Origin of the sequence: Pseudomonas putida (assembly GCF_004357765.1) — a bacterium.
GTDB classification, from domain to species: Bacteria; Pseudomonadota; Gammaproteobacteria; order Pseudomonadales; family Pseudomonadaceae; genus Aquipseudomonas; species Aquipseudomonas putida_U.
In genome coordinates, this window is record NZ_SMTE01000022.1 from 1 (window position 1) to 21,879 (window position 21,879).

At 64.5% G+C, this 21,879-nt stretch carries 9 protein-coding genes; 2 read left to right on the top strand and 7 right to left on the bottom strand.

The window, feature by feature from the left end; translation table 11 throughout:
* Window positions 1-667: 667 nt before the first annotated feature.
* The 7 genes from cyoE to hmpA form a co-directional block, all read right to left on the bottom strand.
* The gene (cyoE, locus tag E2H86_RS24450; protein WP_133332079.1) at window positions 668-1,555 is read right to left on the bottom strand and encodes a heme o synthase; all 888 of its coding nucleotides are present in this window, start codon (window positions 1,553-1,555) and stop codon (window positions 668-670) included.
* Window positions 1,556-1,566: 11 nt separating this feature from the next.
* Window positions 1,567-1,899: a cytochrome o ubiquinol oxidase subunit IV gene (gene cyoD, locus E2H86_RS24455; RefSeq protein WP_133332080.1), complete on the bottom strand. Its 333-nt coding sequence runs from the start codon at window positions 1,897-1,899 to the stop codon at window positions 1,567-1,569.
* Window positions 1,899-2,522, bottom strand: a complete 624-nt coding sequence (gene cyoC, locus E2H86_RS24460) for a cytochrome o ubiquinol oxidase subunit III (protein ID WP_133332081.1) — start codon at window positions 2,520-2,522, stop codon at window positions 1,899-1,901. Before cyoC ends, cyoD begins: the two co-directional genes overlap by 1 nt.
* A 3-nt stretch (window positions 2,523-2,525) precedes the next feature.
* Window positions 2,526-4,544 carry a cytochrome o ubiquinol oxidase subunit I gene (gene cyoB, locus E2H86_RS24465; protein ID WP_133332082.1) on the bottom strand — a complete coding sequence of 673 codons (2,019 nt, stop codon included), beginning with the start codon at window positions 4,542-4,544 and terminating at the stop codon, window positions 2,526-2,528.
* A 3-nt stretch (window positions 4,545-4,547) separates the two neighbouring features.
* Window positions 4,548-5,492 carry a ubiquinol oxidase subunit II gene (cyoA, locus tag E2H86_RS24470; protein ID WP_133332083.1) on the bottom strand — a complete coding sequence of 315 codons (945 nt, stop codon included), beginning with the start codon at window positions 5,490-5,492 and terminating at the stop codon, window positions 4,548-4,550.
* 557 nt (window positions 5,493-6,049) lie between these two features.
* Window positions 6,050-6,556, bottom strand: a complete 507-nt coding sequence (locus E2H86_RS24480) for a disulfide bond formation protein B (protein WP_133332084.1) — start codon at window positions 6,554-6,556, stop codon at window positions 6,050-6,052.
* A gap of 418 nt (window positions 6,557-6,974) precedes the next feature.
* Window positions 6,975-8,153, bottom strand: a complete 1,179-nt coding sequence (gene hmpA, locus E2H86_RS24485; protein WP_133332085.1) for an NO-inducible flavohemoprotein — start codon at window positions 8,151-8,153, stop codon at window positions 6,975-6,977.
* Window positions 8,154-8,310: 157 nt separating this feature from the next.
* On the opposite strand from hmpA, the gene norR reads away from it, so the two are divergent.
* Together norR and E2H86_RS24495 are read left to right on the top strand one after the other, a co-directional pair.
* Window positions 8,311-9,861, top strand: coding sequence for a nitric oxide reductase transcriptional regulator NorR (gene norR / locus E2H86_RS24490; RefSeq protein ID WP_133332086.1), 1,551 nt, complete (start codon window positions 8,311-8,313; stop codon window positions 9,859-9,861).
* 198 nt (window positions 9,862-10,059) lie between these two features.
* Window positions 10,060-21,837, top strand: coding sequence for a BapA/Bap/LapF family large adhesin (locus E2H86_RS24495; RefSeq protein WP_133332087.1), 11,778 nt, complete (start codon window positions 10,060-10,062; stop codon window positions 21,835-21,837).
* The last annotated feature ends 42 nt before the right edge of the window (window positions 21,838-21,879 follow it).

A 21,879-nucleotide genomic window follows, 5' to 3' on the forward strand; every position in this document is an offset into this window, starting at 1 on the left:
TGCTCCTGCATCCGGCCCTCCGCTTCGCTACGGGTCCCCTCGCTACGGCGCCTTCCGGGCCCGCGCGGCCTACGACTTGCTGCGCAAGTCTACATCTCGCGCCTTCGGCTACGCCGAAGGGTGCTGCGCACCTGGCCCTACAGACGCCTACGCTCGGCCTCCTGACGTCGCAAAGTTAGGGGCGGCGCCGCCACTGGCGTTATCTTCGAAAGACAGATCGCGCGATCCGCAACAACACAAAACGATAGGTAAAGGGAAAAGCGAGAGCGCAGCGATTCGCCTGCCGTTGCTCCGGCTTTTGATCTTGCTTTTGATCTACCCGCGACCTCAGGAGGCCGAGTGGAGGTGGCTGGAGGGCCAGGTGCGCAGCACCCTCCGGCGTAGCCGGAGGCGCGAGATGTAGACTTGCGCAGCAAGTCGTAGGCCGCGCGGGCCCGCAAGCCGCCGGAGCGAGGGAACCCCGAAGCGCAGCGTAGGGGCCGTATGTGGGAAGCAAGCGGTTTTGCGCAACTTTTTCCAAGAAAAAAGTTGCCCGCCGTAAAGGCGGAAGGGGCCAGTAGCGCCGCTACATCCCTCGGATCCGCCACCCAATCCCAAAGCCCCCTAATCCGCGAAGATAAAAAAAACCCCAGCACATGGCCGGGGTTTTCTCTGCAGCAGGCAGCTATCAACGTGCGTAGGTCATCAGCACGTCCGCAGCGGTCTGGCTGTCCACCGACATCATCACGCTCAAGGCGGTGACGGTGAGGATCGAGAAGCCAAACACCTTGCGAGCCCACTTGCTGTCGTCTTCGGCCTTGTAGCCACCCCAGGCCATGTACAGCCAGTACAGGCCCATGGCTGCCGCCACGGCCAGGTAGCCGAGGCCGGCGTAACCGCCGAGGGTGAGCATCAGGGTCGCGAGGACGAAAGCCAATACGTACAGCACGATCTGCTTCTTCGCCGCGAGGATACCGCGCGCCACCGGCAGGACCGGGATGTTGGCAGCGCTGTAGTCCTTGAAGCGGAAGATGGCGATGGCGAAGCTGTGTGGCATCTGCCACAGGCTGAACATCACCAACAGGGTCACCGCAGCCAGGTCGAAGCTGTTGCTCACGGCGCAGTAGCCGATCACCGGAGGCATGGCACCGGACAGGCTGCCGACCAAGGTGCCGTGCACCGATTTGCGCTTCAGCCAGAGGCTGTAGAAACCGACGTAGACGATGAAACCGATCAGCGCACAGAACGCCGACAGCGGATTGGCCTGGACATACAGCAGGCTGAAGCCCGCCACCCCGAGCAGGGTGGCGTAGATCAGTGCGAGGGGCAGCGACATGCCGCCCTGAACCATGACACGGTTCTTGGTGCGTTCCATCTTCTGGTCGATGTCGCGGTCGATGCAGTTGTTGAACACGCAACCGGACGCCACCACCAGGGAAGTACCCACCACCACTGCCAGGAACAGGGCGAAATCCACATGGCCCTTCGCGGCAAGGAAGAATCCGCCTGCCACGGAAAGCACGTTACCGAAAATGATCCCCGGTTTGGTGATTTGGATAAAGTGCTTAACGGACATGCAGTCTTACCTCACTTGGCCAACATTTCGAAGTGGATGCTGAACATGATCCACAGCGACAGGCCGACCAGCAGAGCGATCACCAAGGTGGTGAACAGGAACGTCGATACGTTGTTGCGTTGCTCTTTCGAGCGGTCCATGTGCAGGAAGTACACGAGGTGCACAACTACCTGGATGACGGCCATGGCAACAACGATCAGAACGGTCAGGTTCTTCGGCAGGCTTGGGTACATCACCAGGCCGAACGGGATCGCGGTCAGGATGATCGACAGGACGAAGCCGATCATGTACGACTTCACGCTGCCGTGATTACCTTCGTGATGAGTGTCGTGTGCGTTAGCCATTACAGAACTCCCAGCAGGTAGACGACGGTGAATACGCAGATCCAGACCACGTCCAGGAAGTGCCAGAACAGGCTCAGGCAGCTCATGCGGGTCTTGGCGGTCGGCGTGATGCCGTGCTTGTTGATCTGGTACATCATGATTGCCATCCAGATCAGGCCGGCGGTCACGTGCAGACCGTGGGTACCTACCAGGGCGAAGAAGCCCGACAGGAAGCCACTGCGGTTCGGGCCGAAGCCTTCGCCGATCAGGTGATGGAATTCATAGATTTCCATCGCGATGAAGCCTGCACCGAACAGGAAGGTCACGGCCAACCAGCCCAGTACGCCCGCTTTCTTGCCGTCGAACATCTTCAGCATGGCGAAGCCGAAGGTGATCGAGGACAGCAGCAGGAACAGGGTTTCAACCGCTACGAAGTCGAGCTGGAAGATGTCGTGACCCGACGGGCCGCCGGCAAAGCTGCCGGACAGCACCGCGTAGGTGGCGAAGAGCGACGCAAACAGGATGCAGTCGGTCATCAGGTACAGCCAGAAACCGAATACGGTCATCTGGCCCGAGTCGTGGTGGTGATCGTCGTGCCCATGGTCGTGACCATGAGCGCCGCCGTGGATTACTTGACTGGACATTGATTACACCCGCTCAAACGATTCGACACGTGCGCCGGCAGGCAGAGCACCTGCTTGGGCCAGCGCTTTCATGCGCTCGCCTTCGATGCGCGCCACTTCTTCGGCCGGAACCATGTAGCCCTGATCGTCACGCGCAGCGTGGCGAACGAAGACAGCGATGGTTGCAACCAGGCTCGCGCCGACCAGCCACCAGATGTGCCAGATGAAGGCGAAGCCGAAGACGGTCAGGAACAGACCCATGAACAGACCGGTAGAGGTGTTGTTCGGCATGTGGATCGGCTCGTACTTGCCAGGCGCTTTGTAGGCGACACCGGCTTCCTTGGCTTCGTGCCAGCAGTCCAGACCAACTTTCTCAGGCATGTGAGCGAAGTTGTAGAACGGAGGTGGCGAAGAAGTCGACCATTCCAGGGTACGACCGCCCCATGGGTCGCCCGTCACGTCCAGGTTCTGCTGGCGATCGCGGATCGAAACGACGATCTGGATCAGCTGGCAGGCGATACCGAACAGGATCAGCACGGCGCCGACGACGGCTACGTACAGGTAGGGTTCCCACAGCGGGTTGTCGGAGTGGTTCAGACGACGGGTCATGCCCATGAAGCCCAGGGCGTACAGCGGCATGAACGCTACGTAGAAGCCCGAGATCCAGAACCAGAAGGCAGCCTTGCCCCACTTCTCGTTCAGCTTGAAGCCGAAGGCCTTCGGCCACCAGTAGGCGAAGCCGGCGATGTAGCCGAATACCGCACCACCGATGATCACGTTGTGGAAGTGAGCGATAACGAACAGGCTGTTGTGCAGCACGAAGTCGGCACCTGGAACAGCCAGCAGAACGCCAGTCATACCACCGATGGAGAAGGTGATCATGAAGCCCAGGGTCCACAGCATCGGTGCGGTGAAACGCACACGGCCCTGGTACATGGTGAACAGCCAGTTGAACAGCTTCACACCGGTCGGAATGGAGATCAGCATCGTCGCCAGGCCGAAGAAGGTGTTGACGCTGGCGCCGGCACCCATGGTGAAGAAGTGGTGCAGCCATACGGCGAAGCCCAGGACGGCGATGGCGCCCGATGCGTAGATCATCGAGTGGTGGCCGAACAGACGCTTGCCGGAGAACGTCGAGGTGACTTCCGAGAACACACCGAAGGCCGGCAGGATCAGGATGTAGACCTCAGGGTGACCCCACGCCCAGAACAGGTTGACGTACATCATCGGGTTCCCACCAAGCTCGTTGGTGAAGATGTGGAAGTCCAGATAACGGTCAACGGTCAGCAGAGCGAGTGCAGCGGTCAGGATCGGGAACGAAGCGACGATCAGCACGTTGGCCCAGGTGCAGGTCCAGGTGAAGATCGGCATGTCCATCAGTTTCATGCCAGGAGCACGCATCTTCAGGACGGTAACCAGGAAGTTCACGCCTGTCAGTGTCGTACCCAGGCCTGATAGCTGTAGCGCCCAGATGTAGTAGTCGACACCTACTCCAGGGCTGTACTGGATACCTGCGAGCGGCGGATAGGCAACCCAGCCGGTCTTGGCGAATTCACCAACGCCCAGCGAGATGTTGACCAGCAGCACGCCTGCCAGCAGCAGGTAGAAGCTCAGGGAGTTCAGGAACGGGAAGGCCACGTCACGTGCACCGATCTGCAGAGGAACCGCGAGGTTCATCAGGCCGGTGAAGAACGGCATCGCCATGAAGATGATCATGATCACACCGTGAGCGGTGAAGATCTGGTCATAGTGTTCAGGCGGCAGATAGCCTTCGGAGCCACCGGTAGCGGCGGCCAGCTGGGTACGCATCATGATGGCGTCGGCAAAGCCGCGCAGCAGCATGACCATCGCGACGACGATGTACATCACGCCGATCTTCTTGTGGTCGACGGTAGTCAGCCACTCGCTCCACAAGTAGGTCCACTTGCGGAAATAGGTGATAAGACCGACGACAGCGATACCACCGAGCGCGATCATGGCAAGCGTCACCATGACTATCGGCTCGTGATAGGGTATCGCCTCCAGGCTTAATTTACCGAACATCTCTTACTCCTCTGCACCGGCAGCTGGTTGCATACTCGATTCCACACCCTTGGTTGTGGCCAGATCTTTGCTGCCTGCTTCTTCGTGGCTCGGACGACCGCGGTTCATGCCTTCGTACTTGTCGACGATCAGCTGGAACTGGTCAGGCGAAGCCTCGCTATACAGCGCGACTGGGTTGTTTTCGCTTGGTTTGGCCAAGGCTTCGTATTCGGCCTTGTCCAGCTTCTTCGGCGACTGCTTGACCTCGGCGACCCACTTGTCGAAGTCTTCCTGAGAGGTGGCAGTGGCCTTGAATTTCATGCCGGTGAAGCCAGCGCCGCTGTAGTTGGCGCTGATACCGTCGAACTCGCCGTTCTCGTTGGCGATCAGGTGCAGCTTGGTGGTCATGCCGGCCATGGCGTAGATCTGACCACCCAGGCCCGGGATGAAGAACGAGTTCATCACGGCGTCGGAAGTGACGCGGAAGTTGACCGGGGTGTTAGCTGGGAAGACGATCTTGTTGACCGTGGCGATGCCCTGTTCCGGGTAGATGAACAGCCACTTCCAATCCAGAGCGACCACGTCGATCTGCACCGGCTTCACATCGGAATCCAGTGGGCGATACGGGTCCAGCTTGTGGGTGGATTTGTAGGTGACGTAACCCAGGGCGATGATGATGATGATCGGGATGATCCACACCGCGGCCTCGATCTTGGTCGAGTGCGACCAGTCGGGGGTGTAGGTGGCAGCCTTGTTGGAAGCACGGTACTTCCAGGCGAACGCCACGGTCATGATGATGACCGGGATGACCACCAGCAGCATCAGGCCGGTAGCGATCAGGATCAGGTTCTTTTGCTCAATGCCCACCTGGCCCTTCGGGTCGAGCAGGGTCCAGTTGCACCCACTGAGTAAAAGCATGCCTAAAAAGGGCAATATGCCAAACAGTCTGGGGTAACGCTTTTTACTCATCTCACGACCTCTAGATCAGCTTGCTTCAATGCAATTTGTGTTTTGGTAGCCAACACGTCGTCCTGCCAGGTGTCAGCAATGTGCGCCCGTACTCGCTCCCGCCGGGGTCCGACTGCAGGATCCTGGCTTCAAGCGTGTTAGCGGTGCTTTTGGTTTCGTAGGCACAGGCCTGTACTTCAGACCAAGTCCATTTGGTGCGGAAAACGCGGAGGGGGGTCCGCCCGGTATCGCCGTTGGGCGAAACTTGACGAAGTCAGCAAAAAGGAGCGCTGGGGCTTCCTTCAATCCTGCGACTCGCAAGCAGTGCCGAACGGAAATTGGGGGCGATTGTAGATAGGTCGCCAACCCTTGACTATGACTTATTGAGCAACAGTCTTTTACAGAATCTGCAACAATCAAGCCCGACAAATCAACTTCGCGACAGTTTGTCGCACCCCGCTTGATCGCCCTGCAGCCCTTGCCATACAAGGCTTTGAGCTCTATGAAGATCAAGCGGTGATGGGCATTTCGCTCTTCTCATCGGGCGTAAAAAACCCTGCGAAATTCGTGACCTTTGTCTAACCCCGGCGTCGGTTGCGGATGATGCCCAGCGGTACCAGAACCGCCGTCAGAACGAACGCCATCAAAGCCCATTGCGCCAGCGACAAGCCGAGGATCGGCGGGTATGGCGTGCTGCAGAAGCCGTCGACCTGGAACACCAGCGGCCAGACCTTGGCCAGGGGCAGGTCATCGACGATCGGTTGCAGCGTATCGATACCGCAGCTGACCATCGGGTTGGCGAGTATATACACATGGTTGCCGGCTGCAATGATTCCACCAATGGCACTGAGCACGACCAGCCCCTCGAACAGGGTCAGGCTGCGTCGCCCCGGCATGGCCGCGCCGATGAAAGCAAACAGTGCGATCAGCAGCAGGGCATAGCGTTGCAGGATGCACAGCGGGCACGGTGCTTCACCGAGTACCACCTGCATGTAAAGCGCCCCGCCGATCAGCGACAGGCAGATTACCCCAAGCAGCACCAAAAAGCGCCGCTCACGGTTCAGGCGCAGTGTTTGTTCGTTCATTGCCGGTTCCTTCGATGGATAGTGGCAGCGTGGGAGCCTGCCTCGCGCAAGTCTACACGCTGACATGGCCTTCAGAGCATGCCGAGGAAGCGGCCAAGACACTGCGCGGAGCTATCCGCAGCGGCCTTGTGACCGACGAGAGCCGAACGGGTTCAATGCCAGCCGGCAGAAAAGCGCCTGCCCGGGCGTCGCTCAGGGCAAGCCCCTCGACAACCGGGAGTGAAGGATACCGTGATTAACGGAGGATTAAAGATGAAAGATCGCTACGTAGCGGTTCATCTTCTTCCTTTATATATAGGCAGGAAGTAGCAGACCCTTCGCAGGTAAATCCACGCCGACGTGACCTCACCGTATTCGACAAAGGTGGTGATCCGTCAGGAGCCGACTTGCCGGCGATGGGTCCGCCGGGGTCAATCGATCACTCCAACGCAGCCGCCGGCCCGAAGAACTCGTAACGGCTCTGCTGCTCCGGCACGCCCAGCCCCTTCAGATGGCGCTTGACCGCCGCCATGAACCCTTTGGGCCCGAGGAAGTAAGCATCCACGTCTCGCTCCTGGGGCAACCACTGCTCCAGTTGTTCCTGGCTCAGCAGGCCGACTGCAGTGGCACGTTGGCTACCATCGTCCTCGGCGTAGCAATAGAAGCGTTTGAGCTGGGGGTGGCGCGCAGCCAACCCGTCGATCCAGTCCGCGAAGGCATGGACAGCGCCGTTGCGGGCGCAGTGGATGAAGTGCACCGGACGCTCACCCTGCAGCGCCGCTTCGAGCATCGCCAGGGTTGGCGTGATGCCCACGCCACCGCTGATCAGCACCAACGGTTTGTCGCCGTCCGCCAGGGTGAAATCGCCAGCCGGTGGGAACATCGGCACGCTATCGCCGACCTTGAGCTCATCGTGCAGGTAATTGGAAACCTTGCCCTCGGCCTCGCGCTTGACGCTGATGCGGTACTGCTCGCCATCGCACAGGGCCGACAGGGAATAGTTGCGGCGATGCTCGACACCGTCGATAAACACCTGCAATCCGATGTACTGGCCAGGGTCGGCCTTGAGCACAGGCTTGCCGTCGACCGGAGCGAAGTAGAACGAAACGATTTCGCTGCTTTCCTGCTCGCGGCGCACCAGGCGGAACTCACGGCTGCCACGCCAGCCGCCGGCGGCCTCTTGCTTCTGCCGGTACAGGCCCTCTTCGGCACCGATGAGGATATCCGCCAATTGTCCGTAGGCCGCGCCCCAGGCGTCGATCACTGCCGGGGTGGCGATCTCTTCGCCGAGCACTTCCTTTATCGCACGCAGCAGGCAGCCGCCGACGATCGGGTAGTGCTCAGGCAGGATCTGCAGGGCAACATGCTTGTTGATGATCTGACCGACCAAGCCGCCCAACTGCTCGAGCTGGTCGATGTGACGGGCATACATCAGCACGCCGTTGGCCAAGGCGCGTGGCTGGTCACCACTGGCCTGATGGGCCTGATTGAACAGCGGGCGAACCTCGGGGTATTCGCTGAGCATCATCGTGTAGAAATGGGTGGTCAGCGCTTCGCCACCGCTTTCCAGCAACGGAACGGTGGCCTTGATGATCGAACGTTGTTCGGCAGTAAGCATGGGCAACGACTCCTGAGCCTTGGGCTTCGAATGGGTTGCACCTAACGTTTCAGCAATCGTGCCAACTCTGCGCCCCAATGAAACCGGACCTTACACACCCTACTATGTCAAAATGACCAACAGCCGCGTATAGTCATAACGACCTACAGGAGTCAATATGACAGCAACGCCCCTGCTCACTGCCCTCCTCCCCCTGGTCAGCGATCTCTCCCGCGACCTTCCCGACCAGGAGCGGTATCGCCGCCTGCTTCAGGCCATGCGTGGACTTCTACCGTGCGACGCCGCCGCGCTGTTACGTCTGGACGGTGAATGGCTGGTACCACTGGCGGTCGATGGTTTGTCAGCGGACACATTAGGGCGGCGTTTCCGAGTCAGTGAGCACCCGCGCTTCCAGGTTCTGCTGAGCCGCGCGGAGCCCACCCGCTTCGCCAGCGACTCGCAACTGCCCGACCCCTACGATGGCCTGGTCAACGCCGCCCACGCCGACCTCGAAGTACACGACTGCATGGGCTGCCCGCTGATGGTCGACGAACGACCGTGGGGGCTGCTGACCCTGGATGCGCTGACCCCTGGCCAGTTCCAGAGCCTGGAACTCGACTCCCTGCAAGCGTTCGCCAGCCTGGCCGCCGCCACCGTCACCGTCGCCGAGCGCATCGAGGGTCTGGCCCTGCGCGCCGAGGACGAACACCAACGGGCCGAGGTCTACCGCCAGGCCAGCGGCCAGGATCGCGAACTGATCGGCCAGAGCAAGGTTCACAAACGCCTGATCGAAGAGATCCGCCTGGTGGGCGGCAGCGACCTGACGGTGTTGATCACTGGCGAGACCGGGGTCGGCAAGGAACTGGTCGCCCAGGCTCTGCACCGGGCCAGCGACCGCGCCGACAAGCCGCTGATCAGCCTGAACTGCGCCGCGCTTCCCGACACCCTGGTGGAAAGCGAATTGTTCGGCCATGTGCGCGGCGCCTTCACCGGTGCCCATGGCGAACGCCGTGGCAAGTTCGAACTGGCCAACGGCGGCACGTTGTTTCTCGACGAAGTCGGTGAACTCCCGCTGGGCGTACAGGCCAAGCTGCTGAGGGTATTGCAAAGCGGACAGTTGCAGCGTCTGGGCTCTGACCGAGAGCACCAGGTCGACGTACGCCTGATCGCCGCCACCAATCGCGATCTCTCCGCCCAGGTGCGCAGCGGTCACTTGCGTGCCGACTTCTACCACCGCCTGAGTGTCTACCCACTGCAGGTGCCGCCCTTGCGCGAGCGTGGCCGCGACGTGCTGCTGCTGGCCGGGTACTTTCTCGAGCAGAACCGCTCGCGGCTGGGGCTCGGCAGCCTGCGCCTGAGCAGCGAGGCCCAGGCAGCGCTGCTGGCCTACGACTGGCCGGGCAACGTGCGCGAACTGGAGCACCTGATTGGTCGCTCGGCGCTCAAGGCCATGGGCCTCCATCCGCAGCGCCCCCGCATCCTGACCTTGGAGGCGAGCGACCTCGACCTGCGTGCAGTGATCCCGGCCGACAGCACGCCCGCTGAGCAGCCGGTCGAACCGCGTCCCTTACCCAGCGGTGGTCTGCGCGAAGCGATCGACGACTACCAGCGCACCCTCATCGAAAGCTGCCTGCAGAAACATCAGGACAACTGGGCCGCGGTCGCCCGCGAACTGGGCCTGGATCGCGCCAACCTGAGCCGTCTGGCGCGGCGACTGGGCCTGCGCTGAACCCATGCGTTAACAAAAGGATTAGTCCAGAAAGCCTCTGGTTGAGCTTTCCTGGGCTGCTATATCTCCCTAACGAGCGCTAACAGGGCCGCTACCCGGGCACCGGCTGCGCGCATTGCCTCCGCTCCCCGGTTGGCCAGCGCCAAGCCCCGCCACCGGCAGTGCGCCCTGTATCGCGAAACCCAGCAGGGAGCACCCATGGACAACATCGTCGTCGCCGATAAGCAAACCGCAGTCGCCACCCAGAACGCCTGGGGCAACATCAGCCTCAATAGCCCCGGTGTGGTGCAAATGCCCGTCGCCCCCGACCAGGTGGCCACCGTCACTCGACGAGGCCAGGACCTGATCGTCACCCTCAAGTCGGGTGAAAAGGTCACAGTTGGCAACTTCTTCGCCGTGGATCAGGCAGGCACTGCCAGTGACATGGTGTTCGTTGGCGAGGATGGCACCCTGTGGCATGCCAACTACGATGCCGAGGCCTTCACTGGCTTCACCTTCGACGAGGTCGACTCGCTCGACGAACTGGTGGCCGGAGTCGGTACTGCCGGTGACGCCATGCCGACCTGGGCGATTGCCGGCCTCGGACTGCTCGGCGTGGGCGGTGCGGCGGCGGCAGCCGGGGGCGGCGGTGGTGGTGGCGGCGGTGGCGGCAGTGGTGGCGGCGACACCGAGGCACCGGCTACACCCATCGATTTGCTGGTATCGCCGGACGGACTGCGCCTGACCGGGCGTGGTGAACCCGGCAGCACGGTCAACATCCGCGATGCCGCGGGCAACTTGATCGGCACCGGCATCGTGGGTGCCGATGGTCGTTTCGAGGTGACCCTCGATCCCCCGCAGGTCAACGGCGAAAACCTGGACGTCACGCTCACCGACGACGCCGGCAACGTCTCTGCTCCCGGCAACGTCGCCGCACCAGACATCACCGCCCCGGACGCCCCCACCGACCTGGTGATCAACGACAGCGGCACCACCCTCACCGGTCGCGCCGAGCCCGGCTCGACCGTGCAGGTGCGCGGCGCCAATGGGGCCCTGTTGGGCAGTGCGGTGGCTGGGGCCGATGGCACCTTCAGCATTACCCTGCAGCCGCCGCAGACCGATGGCCAGGCCTTGCAGGTCACTGCCGAGGATGCCGCCGGCAACACGTCGACGGGTGCGGCGATTACCGCCCCGGACGATGGCACCGGCAACCCGCCCGACACCACCCCGCCCGATGCGCCGACCGATCTGGCGGTATCCGCAGACGGCAGCCGACTCACTGGCCGCGCCGAACCGGGCAGCACGGTGCGCGTGCTCGGCGCCGACGGTAGCGAACTGGGCCGTGGGATCGCCGGCGCCAACGGCGTGTTCAGCATCACCCTCGATCCGCCGCAAATCGACGGAGAGCAACTGAGCGTCACCGCCACCGACAGTGCCGGTAACGTCTCGCAGGCAGCAAGCATCACCGCCCCCGACAGTACTCAACCCGTCGACACCACCGCACCGGAGCCTGCCAGCGACCTGGTCATCAGCGGCGATGGCCGGACCCTTTCCGGCCGAGGTGAGGCGGGCACCACGGTACGGGTACTCAATGACCAAGGCCAGGTGCTGGCCACCGGGACGGTACAGGCCGATGGTACCTTCACCCTGCAACTGCCTTCAGCAGTGACCGACGGCTCCACGCTGCAGGTGACCCTCACCGACGCAGCGGGCAACGTATCGCTGTCCAGCCCGGTGAGCGCACCCGACCTGCTGGCACCTGCTCAGCCGGAGGGGCTCATCCTGACCGATGGCACCACCCTGACCGGCCGCGCCGAGCCGGGCACACGGGTTGAGGTCCGCGATGCCAATGGCACGTTGATCGGCAGCACCGTGGTCAATGCCGACGGCAGCTTCAGCCTGACTCTCGACCCCGCCCAGGCCAATGGTCAGCCATTGGCCGTCACCGTCACCGATGCCGCCGGCAACAGCTCTGCACCGCTGAACTTCACGGCCCCGGACATCACGCCACCGGCAGACGTCAGCGACCTCCAGGTCGATATCGGCACGCAACAGGTGGGCGGGCGCGGCGAGCCAGGGGCTACCGTGCAAGTACGCGATTCCGCCGGCAACCTGATTGGCTCGGGCACCGTGGCGGCCAACGGCACCTTCGTGATCGCCCTCGATACCCCCGTCGTCGCCGGCGAAAGCCTGCAGGTGGTGCAGTCCGATGCTGCCGGCAACACCTCCGACCCCGTGAGCGTCACCGTTCCGGCCACCGCGCTGCCGGCAAGCCCGGACAACCTGGTTCTGGCGGGCGACGGTACTTCCATCAGCGGTACGGCCCCAGCAGGCAGCGTGGTTGAAGTACGCGATGCCAACGGCAACGTGCTGGGTAGCGTTACCGTGGGTGCCGGCGGAGGCTTCACCATCGGTCTGACACCTGCGCAGGCCAACGGCGAGGTGCTCGATGTCGTTGCAATAGACGGTGGCGTCAGCTCCTTGCCGACCCTGGTAACCGCTCCAGACATCACCGCTCCGGCCGAAGCCACCGACCTGGTCCTGGCCAACGATGGCGTGACACTCACCGGCCATGGCGAAGTCGGCGCGACCGTCCAGGTCACCGACGCCCAAGGCAACGTGCTGGGCAGTGCCGTGGTCCAAAGCAACGGCACCTTTACCGTCATCCTCTCCCCCGCCCAGACCGACGGCCAGATGCTTGACGTGGTACTGCGCGACGCCGCCGGCAACAGCTCCAGCGCCTCGCTCACCGCGCCAGACCTGGACGGCCCGCTGCAACCGACTGACCTCGCGGTGGGCGGCAATGGTACGGTGGTCACCGGCACGGGCCAGAGCGGTTCGACCGTGACCGTGCGCGACGCCGATGGCAACGAGCTCGGCAGCGCCGTCGTCGGCGCCGACGGTAGCTTCCAGGTATCGCTGGATCCACCACAACGAAATGGCGAGACGCTGACCGTCGACGCGTCCGACAGCGCCGGTAACAGCTCCGGCGCCGTGAACATCACCGCACCGGACAGCACCCCACCGCAAGCGGTTACCACTCCGACCATCGATGACACCGGCACCACCGTCAGCGGTACCGGAGAACCCGGCGCCACGGTCATCGTCCGCGCTCCCGATGGCACCGAACTGGGCAGCGCCGTGGCCGATGGCGACGGCAGCTTCACGGTCACCCTCGACCCGCCGCAAACCAACGGCGAGGCCCTGACCGTCGAGCAACGCGACACGGCAGGCAATGTCTCGGCGGCGGTCGAACTGCCAGCGCCTGATACCCAGGCTCCCGACGCGCCCACTGGCGTGGCGCTGTCGGCCGATGGCGCCACCCTTACCGGGACCGGCGAGCCCGGCGCCCAAGTGCAAGTGGTCGGTGACGGCGGCGTGCCGCTGGGCACTGCCGTGGTGCAGCCAGACGGCAGCTTCAGCGTGACGCTGTCACCCCCGCAGCTCAACGGTCAGACGATTTCGGTGAGCCAGACCGACGGCGCCGGGCAGACGTCCGATAGCAGCGCGGTCATCGCCCGCGATGTGCAGGCTCCAGACCCTGCGCAAGGCCTGAGCCTGACCGGTGGGGGCAGCGTGCTCACCGGTCAGGGTGAACCCAACAGCACCCTAGAGGTGCGCAACGCCGCTGGCGACCTGCTCGGTGAAGGCCAGGTCGACGGCGACGGCAACTTCAGCATCACCTTGAACCCGGCCCAGGCCAACGGCGAAGTGATTTCCGTCGTGCTCAGCGACGCCGCCGGCAACGCCTCGCCTTCGGCGACCCTCACGGCACCGGATACCACGGGGCCAGCCGCGCCGGGAGGCCTGAACGTGAGTGCAGACGGCACCTCGCTGCAAGGCACCGGCGAAGTCGGCGCTACCGTGGAGGTCCGCGATGCCGACGGCAACCTGATCGGTAGCGTCACCATCCCGGCTGGCGGCAGCTTCCAGGTCGCCCTGGACCCCGCTCAGGTCGATGGCCGATCGCTGACCGTGAGCTTGACCGATGCCACCGGCAACGCGGGCGGCTCAGCCACCACCACAGCACCGGACCTCACCCCACCGGCCACCCCGACCGATCTGGAGGTCACCAATACTGCAGGCGTCACCACGGTCACCGGTAACGCGCCGGGAGCCACCGAGGTTACCGTCACCGGCCCGGATGGCACGCCGATCACCGTGCCGGTCAATGCCGACGGCAGCTTCAGCGTGGACCTCGATACTCCGCTGAGCAATGGCGAAACCGTGACCGTGGTGGTGAGCGACGAAGCGGGCAACACCACCTTGCCGACCACGGTCACCGCCCCAGACACCACCCCTCCGGCCGAGCCGACCAATGTCGCGGTCAGTCCTGATGGCACCCTCGTCGGCGGCGGTGCCGAGCCAGGTACCACGGTCATCGTTCGTGACCCAGTGGACGACTCCGAACGCGGCAGTGCGGTGGTCGGCCCGGATGGCACCTTCGTCATTCCCGTGCAACCGCCCATTGCCAACGGTGAGACCGTGGAGGTGGTCGTTCGCGACGCCGCCGATAACGAGACCGTCGTCGCGGTCACCGGCCCCGATGGCACCGAAGTGGCCACCCCAACCGACCTCACCATCAGCGACGACGGCTTCCTGCTGACCGGCCAAGGCACGGTCGGATCGCTGATCACCGTGACGTCCGGCGGCACCACGCTGGGTACCGCTACGGTCGGCAGCGATGGCATCTTCCGGGTGTTCTTCGCCAACGCCCAGCTCAACGCCCAGACCTTGCAAGTCTCGGCCCGCGCAAGTGCAGACGGCAAGCCATCGCTGCCGGCGACCGTCGTCGCCGACGACACCACCGCGCCGGATGCTCCCACCAACGTTACCATCGACCGCAGTGGCACGACCGTGACCGGGCGCGGCGAAGTGGGCGCCACGGTCAGTGTGACCGATGCCCAGGGCACGTTGCTCGGCACTGCGACCGTGGGCAGCGACGGCCTGTTCAGCATCACGCTCGACCCCGTCCAGGCCAACGCGCAGAACCTGGTCATCACCCAGGCCGATGCGGCCGGTAACGTTTCGCTGGCCGCCACCGTGCTGGCGCCTGACCTGCAAGCGCCGCAAGCCGCCAGCGGCGTAACCCTCAACGATGCTGCCACGGTGGTCAGCGGCCAGGGCGAAGCCGGCTCGACGGTGACCGTCCGCGATGCCAGCGGTGCAGTGCTGGCCACCGGTACCGTGAACCAGAGCGGCCAGTTCCAGATCACCCTGCCCAGTGCGCAGACCAGCGGCAGTCCGTTGCAGGTGACCCTCACCGATGCCGCTGGCAACACCTCCGCTCCCAGTAACCTGGCGACACCCGACCGTACACCACCGGCAGCCGTTACCGATACCGTGCTCAGTGGCGATGGCCGGCAGCTGTCCGGGAGCGGCGAAGTCGGTGCCACAGTGCAGGTGCGCGATGCTGCGGGGACCGTCCTGGGCACGGCAACCGTCGGCGCCGATGGGCGCTTCACCGTCACCTTCGACACTCCCCAGGCCAGTGGCCAGGCGCTTGGTGTCACGCAGGTCGATGCCGCTGGCAACACCTCGCCGGCAGTCAACGTTTCCACACCGGACCTGACCGCTCCCGACCCCCTCACCAACCTCGTGCTCAACAATAACGGCCTGACCCTCACCGGCCTGGGCGAAGCCGGGGCCACCGTCACCGTACGCGGGCCAGATGGCACCATCATCGGTACCGGCCTGATAGCGGCCAACGGCAGCTTCACCCTCACCCTGGACAGCGCTCAGCTCAACGCTCAGCGCCTGAGCGTGACCCAGACCGACGCGGGCAACAACACCTCCAGCCCAACCCAGGTCATCGCGCCCGACTTCACTCCACCCGCCGCCCCGACCGATCTGGCCTTGGCCAGCAGCGGCCTGCAGCTGAGCGGCATGGCCGAAGCCGGCAGCACGGTAATCGTGCGCGATGCCGCCGGCACTGTGCTGGGCACTGCGACAGCCGCTGCCAACGGCACTTTCCAGGTCACCCTCAACGACGCCCAGACCAATGGCCAGGTCCTGTCGGTCACGGCGACCGATGCCGCTGGCAACGTATCGCCAAGTACGGCCTACAGTGCAGCCGACACCACCGCGCCAGTGGCGGTGGCCGGCCTGGCGGTTTCGGCCGATGGCGCGACCCTGACCGGTAACGGTGAGGCGGGAGCCACGGTGACCGTGCGCGATGCCGATGGCAACGCCCTGGGCACCGCCACGGTTGGCGCCGATGGACGCTTCAGCGTCACCCTGGCACCACCGGCAAACGCCGGCGACAGCCTCAGCGTGGTGCAAGCTGACGCCGCCGACAATGCCTCGCCGGCGCAGACGATTACCGCACCAGGCGCCCTTGCCCCGGACATTCCCGACGACCTGGCGTTGTCAGCGGACGGTCTGGTCGTCAGCGGTACCGGCTCGGCAGGCAGCACGGTGAACGTTTACGGACCCAACGGCGTACTGCTGGGAACTTCCACCGTAGGCAATGACGGCACCTTCAGCGTGACCCTGGACAGCGCCCAGGCCAATGGCGAGGTACTGCAGGTGAATGCGGTCGGCACCGATGGCAGCGCCTCGCTGCCGGCCACCTTGCAAGCCCCGGACACCACCGCACCGCAGCCGCTGACGCAACTGGCGCTGTCCGCCGACGGTCTGGTGCTCAGTGGCCACGGCGAGCCGGGCGCCACGGTCGCTGTGGTCGGCGAAGGCGGTATCGCTCTTGGCAATGCCGTGGTCGGCGCCGATGGCACCTTCAGCGTCGATCTCGATCCGGCGCAGCTCAACGGCGAACTGCTCAGCGCCAGCCAGACCGACGGGGCCGGCAACGAGTCCAACAGCGTCAACCTCACCGCACCGGATCGGGTCGCACCGGAGGCTGCCGACAACCTGGCCTTCAGCGGTGGCGGCAGTCTGCTCGGCGGCACCGGTGAGGCCGGTGCCAGCGTGCGCGTGGTGGCCAGCGACGGTAGCGAACTGGGCACGGCGGTCGTGCGCGGCGACGGGACCTTCCAGGTGACCCTGAGCCCACCTCTGGCTAACGGCCAGACGGTGCAGGTGATACTCGCCGATGGGGCGGGCAACCAGTCCAGCGCCACGGCCATCACCGCGCCTGATACCACCCCGCCAGCCGCCGTCACCGAGCTGGCCATCGCCAGCGACGGCGCGACCATTACCGGCAGGGGCGAGCCGGGTGCCACGGTCGTGGTCAGCAATCCGGATGGCGACGAGATCGGCACCGCTGTCGTCGACGCCAACGGTGCCTTCACGCTGACCCTCGACCCAGCGCTGAGCAACGCCGAACTGCTCAGCGTGGTGCAGAGCGATGCGGCCGGCAACGCTTCTGCCGTGGCCACCCTGCAGACACCGGACTTCACGCCGCCCGCGGCACTCACCAACGTGATCATCAACGCCGATGGCAGCGTGGTCAGCGGTCAGGGCGAGGCCGGTGCGACCGTCACCGTGACCGACCCTGACGGCGTGGTGATCGGCACCACCACGGTGCTGGCCGATGGCAGCTTCCGCGTCGAGCTGGACCCGCCGCAAATCAACCAGCAGGTGTTGTCGGTCCAGCAGGCCGATCCACCTGGCAACATCAGCCCAGCGGTGACGGTCGACGCACCGGACCTCACGCCGCCGGAGCCGGCGACCCAGTTGCGCCTGAGCGCCGATGGCACCCAGCTGAGCGGTACTGGTGAAGCCGGCACCACGGTGACGGTGTACCTCGGCAGTGTGGCGATCGGTACCGCCGTCGTCGGTGCCAATGGCAGCTTCGTGGTCACCTTGGACGATCCACAGGTCAACGGCGAGCAGTTGCAGATCACCCTCGAGGACGCCAGTGGCAACATTTCGCCGATCAGCACGCTGACTGCAGCGGATATCACGCCCCCCGAAGCCGTTACCGCCACTCTCAATGCCAATGGCACGCAGCTCAGCGGCAGCGGTGAACCCGGTGCGCGGCTGGTGGTGATGAACGACCGCGGCGACATGGTCGGTGAAGGCCAGATCGATGCCGACGGCACGTTCGTACTCAACCTCACCACGCCACAGATCGATGGCCAGATACTGTCGATCATCGCCCGCGATGCCACGGGTAATCCGTCGACCCCACTGGAAGTCACCGCCCCCGACCTCACCGCCCCCGATGCGCCCGTCGTCACTGCCGTGACCAATGACGGTACCTTGCTGACCGGCACCGGCGAAGTCGGCAGCACCGTTACTGTCTATGCACCGGACGGATCCGAGCTGGGTAGCATCGTGGTACCGGCCGGCGGGACGTTCGAAGTGGCGCTGGACCCCGCGCAGAACAATGGCCAGGTGCTGACCGTCATTGCCACCGACGGTGCCGGCAACGACTCCATGCCGGCGACCTTCCAGACCGAGGACACCTCACCGCCTGCGCCAGTCACCGAGCTCGCCATCAACAGTAGCTACACCGTGCTCACCGGGCGTGGCGAACCGAATGCGACCGTCACGGTCAGCGACGGCACGTCGACCCTAGGCACGGCGACCGTCGATGCCAATGGCTTCTTCCAGGTCACCCTCGACGCAGCGGTAGCTCCGGGCACGACCCTGGAGGTGACGCAAGCCGATGCCGCCGGCAACGGCTCCGAGGTGCAGACTTACGATACGCCACTGGTTCCACCACCCGATGCGCCCTTCAACGTGCAACTGGCCGCCGACGGCCTGACCCTGACCGGTGAAGCCGCGGTCGGCGTGACAGTCAACGCCTACGATGCGGACGGCAACCTCATCGGTACCGGCCTGGCCAATCCCCTCGATGGCAGTTTCACCCTGCAACTGGACAGCGCCCAGCTCAATGGCGAAGTGCTGACCGTGCGCGCCGTCGATCTGCTCAGCGGTGCCGAGTCCGAACCGGTGGTGATCCAGGCCGCCGACATCACAGCACCCGACGACCCCGTGGTAACGGCGCTGTCGGCCAACGGACTGGTACTCACCGGTACCGGTGAAGCCGGCGCCACGGTCACCGTGACCGGCCCCGGCAACGTCGTCCTCGGCACTGCCGTGGTCAACGCCGGTGGCGGCTTCACCGTGAACCTCTCCAGTGCGCAACTCAATGGACAGGTACTGGGCGTGAGCCAGACCGATGCGGCCAACAATGCCTCGGGCAGTACCAGCTTCACCGCCCCCGACGTACAAGCGCCTGCGGCACCGACCAACCTCGTCATCACCGATGCGGGCCTTACCCTGACCGGTGTCGGCGAACCGGGCGCCACCGTCACCGTCCTCGGCGCCGGCGGCACCCCGCTGGGCACCGCAACGGTGCTGGCCAACGGCACGTTCAGCGTCAGCCTGAGCGCGGCGCAGAACGATGGGCAAGTCCTCACGGTTCGCCAGGCCGACGCCGCCAACAATGTGTCAGCCAGTGCCAGTATCACTGCTCCGGACACCACCGCGCCGACCGCCCCGACAGCCACCATCAATGCCAACGGCACCTCGATCAGCGGCGCTGGGGAAATCGGCAGTACGGTCACCGTGCGCAACAGCGCCGGCACCCTACTGGGCACCGCCACGGTCGGCAGCAACGGTCTGTTCGTGGTCAGTCTCACAGCGGCGCAGGTGGACAATCAGGCGCTTAGCGTCACCCTCACCGATGCCGCCGGCAACACCTCCACCGCGACCGCCGTCACTGCACCGGACTTCACTCCACCAGCCGCAGCCACCAACCTGGCGCTCAGTGCCGACGGCAGCACCCTAACCGGTACTGGCGAGCCTGGCGCCACGGTGACCGTGCGCAGCGCTACCGGAACCGTCCTGCAGACCGGCACCGTGCAGCCTGACGGCAGCTTCAGCGTGACCCTGAGCCCCGCGCAGGACAACGGCCAGGTGCTGTCGGTGACGCTCACCGATCCCCGCAACAACGTCTCCGGCAACGTCAACATCACGGCCCCTGACGTCGACGCCAACGCACCGGTGGTGGCCAGTGACAACCTGGTCACCGCCACCGTCGATCTGGCACCGGTGGTCAGTTCGCAAAGCTATCAGGACAGCTTCACCACGCTGTTGTCCGGGTTCTCCAAGACCTACACCTGGACGGTCGGTGCCGGTACCTCGGTGGACCCGACGCTGACACTGACCACCAGCAGCGCCCTGGCCCTGCTCGACAACACCAGCTTCACCCTGCAGGTGAAGAACGCCGCCGGTGCCTGGGTGACGCTGGCCACCGGCGACAGCCAGGGTCTGCTCGACCTGATCCTGCTTCCCCTTGGCCAAGGTGTTCGCGTCGACATCGGCGAACTGCTGGCTGGCGAGTATCGTCTGACCGTCGCCAGCGGTGGCATCGGCTTGCTGACCACGGTGACCACCACCCTGGACATCGAGACCACCAGCCAGACCCAGTTCACCGGCACCGGCACGCCGACCACCGGTAACGTGATCACCGATGCTGGCACCGATGGCACCACCGATAGCCTTGGCCCGGACAGCGGTGCCGTGCTGCAGGTACTGAAGAACGGCAGTTACGTTTCCGCCGGTAGCGCCACCACGGTGCAAGGCCAGTACGGTACCTTGGTGATCAGCGCCGATGGCAGCTACACCTACACCCCCAACGGCAGCCCAAGCAGCGTCGGCAAGGTGGACGTGTTCAGCTACCAACTGCTGCACGCCAACGGCGCGAGCGACACCGCCACCCTCTACGTGCGCATCGACAGTCCCCAGGCGACCGAGGTGTGGAGCGACAGCAACCTGAGCGCGCCGGCCACCGTGGTGGACGCCGTCAACGACGTCAGCAGCACCGATATCACGTTGGTCAATCATGAAACCACCAGCAGCGCGACCCTGGGCAACCTGACGCTACCCTTGATCGGCTCCAGACAGGCCACCTACAGCACGTCGGTGGCGGCCGATACCACAGCCGACCTGCAAGTGGTGCTCAACTCCACCAGCCTCCTGTCGCTACTGAATGGCGCCACCATCGAGCTGCTCAAGCTCAACCCCGCCACCGGGCAGTATGTGTTGGTGCAGAGCGTACAAGGGAGCTCACTGGCCAGCCTGGGAACCAACGCTGCGGGCTACACGTTCCAAGACCAGGCAGCCGGCACCTATCAAATTCGCGTCACCGCCAGCGGTATTGGCCTGGCCAGCACGCTCACCACCAGCCTCAACACCACCACCACCTACAACAACCAGTTCGACGTCGGCAGCTACACCGCGGTGAACGGCAACTTGCTGACCGATGGCAGCGGTGCCGACAACCTCGGCTCGACTCTCACGGTTCTGAGCGTCCTGGTGGCAGCCAACACCTATGCCATTCCCGGACAGAACGGTGTATCGGTCGCCGGCCAGTACGGCACCCTGCTGGTACAAGCCGATGGCAGCTACACCTACACCCTCAACAGCGGCCTGACCTCATCGGTGATCGGCCAGCACGAAACCTTCACCTACGAGTTGACCCACCCCAACGGCACCACCGACACCGCCACGCTCACCATCAACCTGGACAACGCCGCCAGCGTCACGGCCTTCACCTCGCTGCTCGCCGACACCGGCGATGACAGTGCGGCGTTAGCCAGCGTGGCCGCGGCAGCGTCCAGCGAGGTGATCGCCGGCACGGACGGCAACGATCACCTCGACGGCAGCCAGGGCGGTGCCGTCACCCTGCAGGGCGGGGCCGGCGATGACACGCTGGTGGTGGTCGACCAGAACTTCGTCAGCGTCGATGGCGGCACCGGCACCGATACGCTGTTGTGGGGCGGCGCGGCGGCGAGCATCGACCTCGGCAATCTGGTCGGGCGCGTCCACGACATCGAAGTCATCGACCTCAACGACACCAGTTCGGTGGCCCTGACGCTCAATCTCGCCGATGTGGTGGCGATCACCGAAAGCGGCAAGGACATCCTGGTGATCAAAGGAGACGACAACGATTCGGTGCACATGACCGATGACTGGACCTTGGTCGGCAACCAAACCGCGGACGGCATCGACTATACCCAATACACGGCCCAGGAGGATCCGAGCCATCACCTGTGGGTGCAGAACGGCATCCATGTGGTTTGAAGTCGCCGCAACCCGCCGGGCGCACGCCCGGCGGCAGGGAAG

Excerpts from the sequence above, each read along its gene's own strand:
- cyoE (WP_133332079.1), bottom strand. The coding sequence starts at position 1,555 with ATGTCCGTTAAGCACTTTATCCAAATCACCAAACCGGGGATCATTTTC.
- cyoD (WP_133332080.1), bottom strand. The coding sequence starts at position 1,899 with ATGGCTAACGCACACGACACTCATCACGAAGGTAATCACGGCAGCGTG.
- cyoC (WP_133332081.1), bottom strand. The coding sequence starts at position 2,522 with ATGTCCAGTCAAGTAATCCACGGCGGCGCTCATGGTCACGACCATGGG.
- cyoB (WP_133332082.1), bottom strand. The coding sequence starts at position 4,544 with ATGTTCGGTAAATTAAGCCTGGAGGCGATACCCTATCACGAGCCGATA.
- cyoA (WP_133332083.1), bottom strand. The coding sequence starts at position 5,492 with ATGAGTAAAAAGCGTTACCCCAGACTGTTTGGCATATTGCCCTTTTTA.
- E2H86_RS24480 (WP_133332084.1), bottom strand. The coding sequence starts at position 6,556 with ATGAACGAACAAACACTGCGCCTGAACCGTGAGCGGCGCTTTTTGGTG.
- hmpA (WP_133332085.1), bottom strand. The coding sequence starts at position 8,153 with ATGCTTACTGCCGAACAACGTTCGATCATCAAGGCCACCGTTCCGTTG.
- norR (WP_133332086.1), top strand. The coding sequence starts at position 8,311 with ATGACAGCAACGCCCCTGCTCACTGCCCTCCTCCCCCTGGTCAGCGAT.
- E2H86_RS24495 (WP_133332087.1), top strand. The coding sequence starts at position 10,060 with ATGGACAACATCGTCGTCGCCGATAAGCAAACCGCAGTCGCCACCCAG.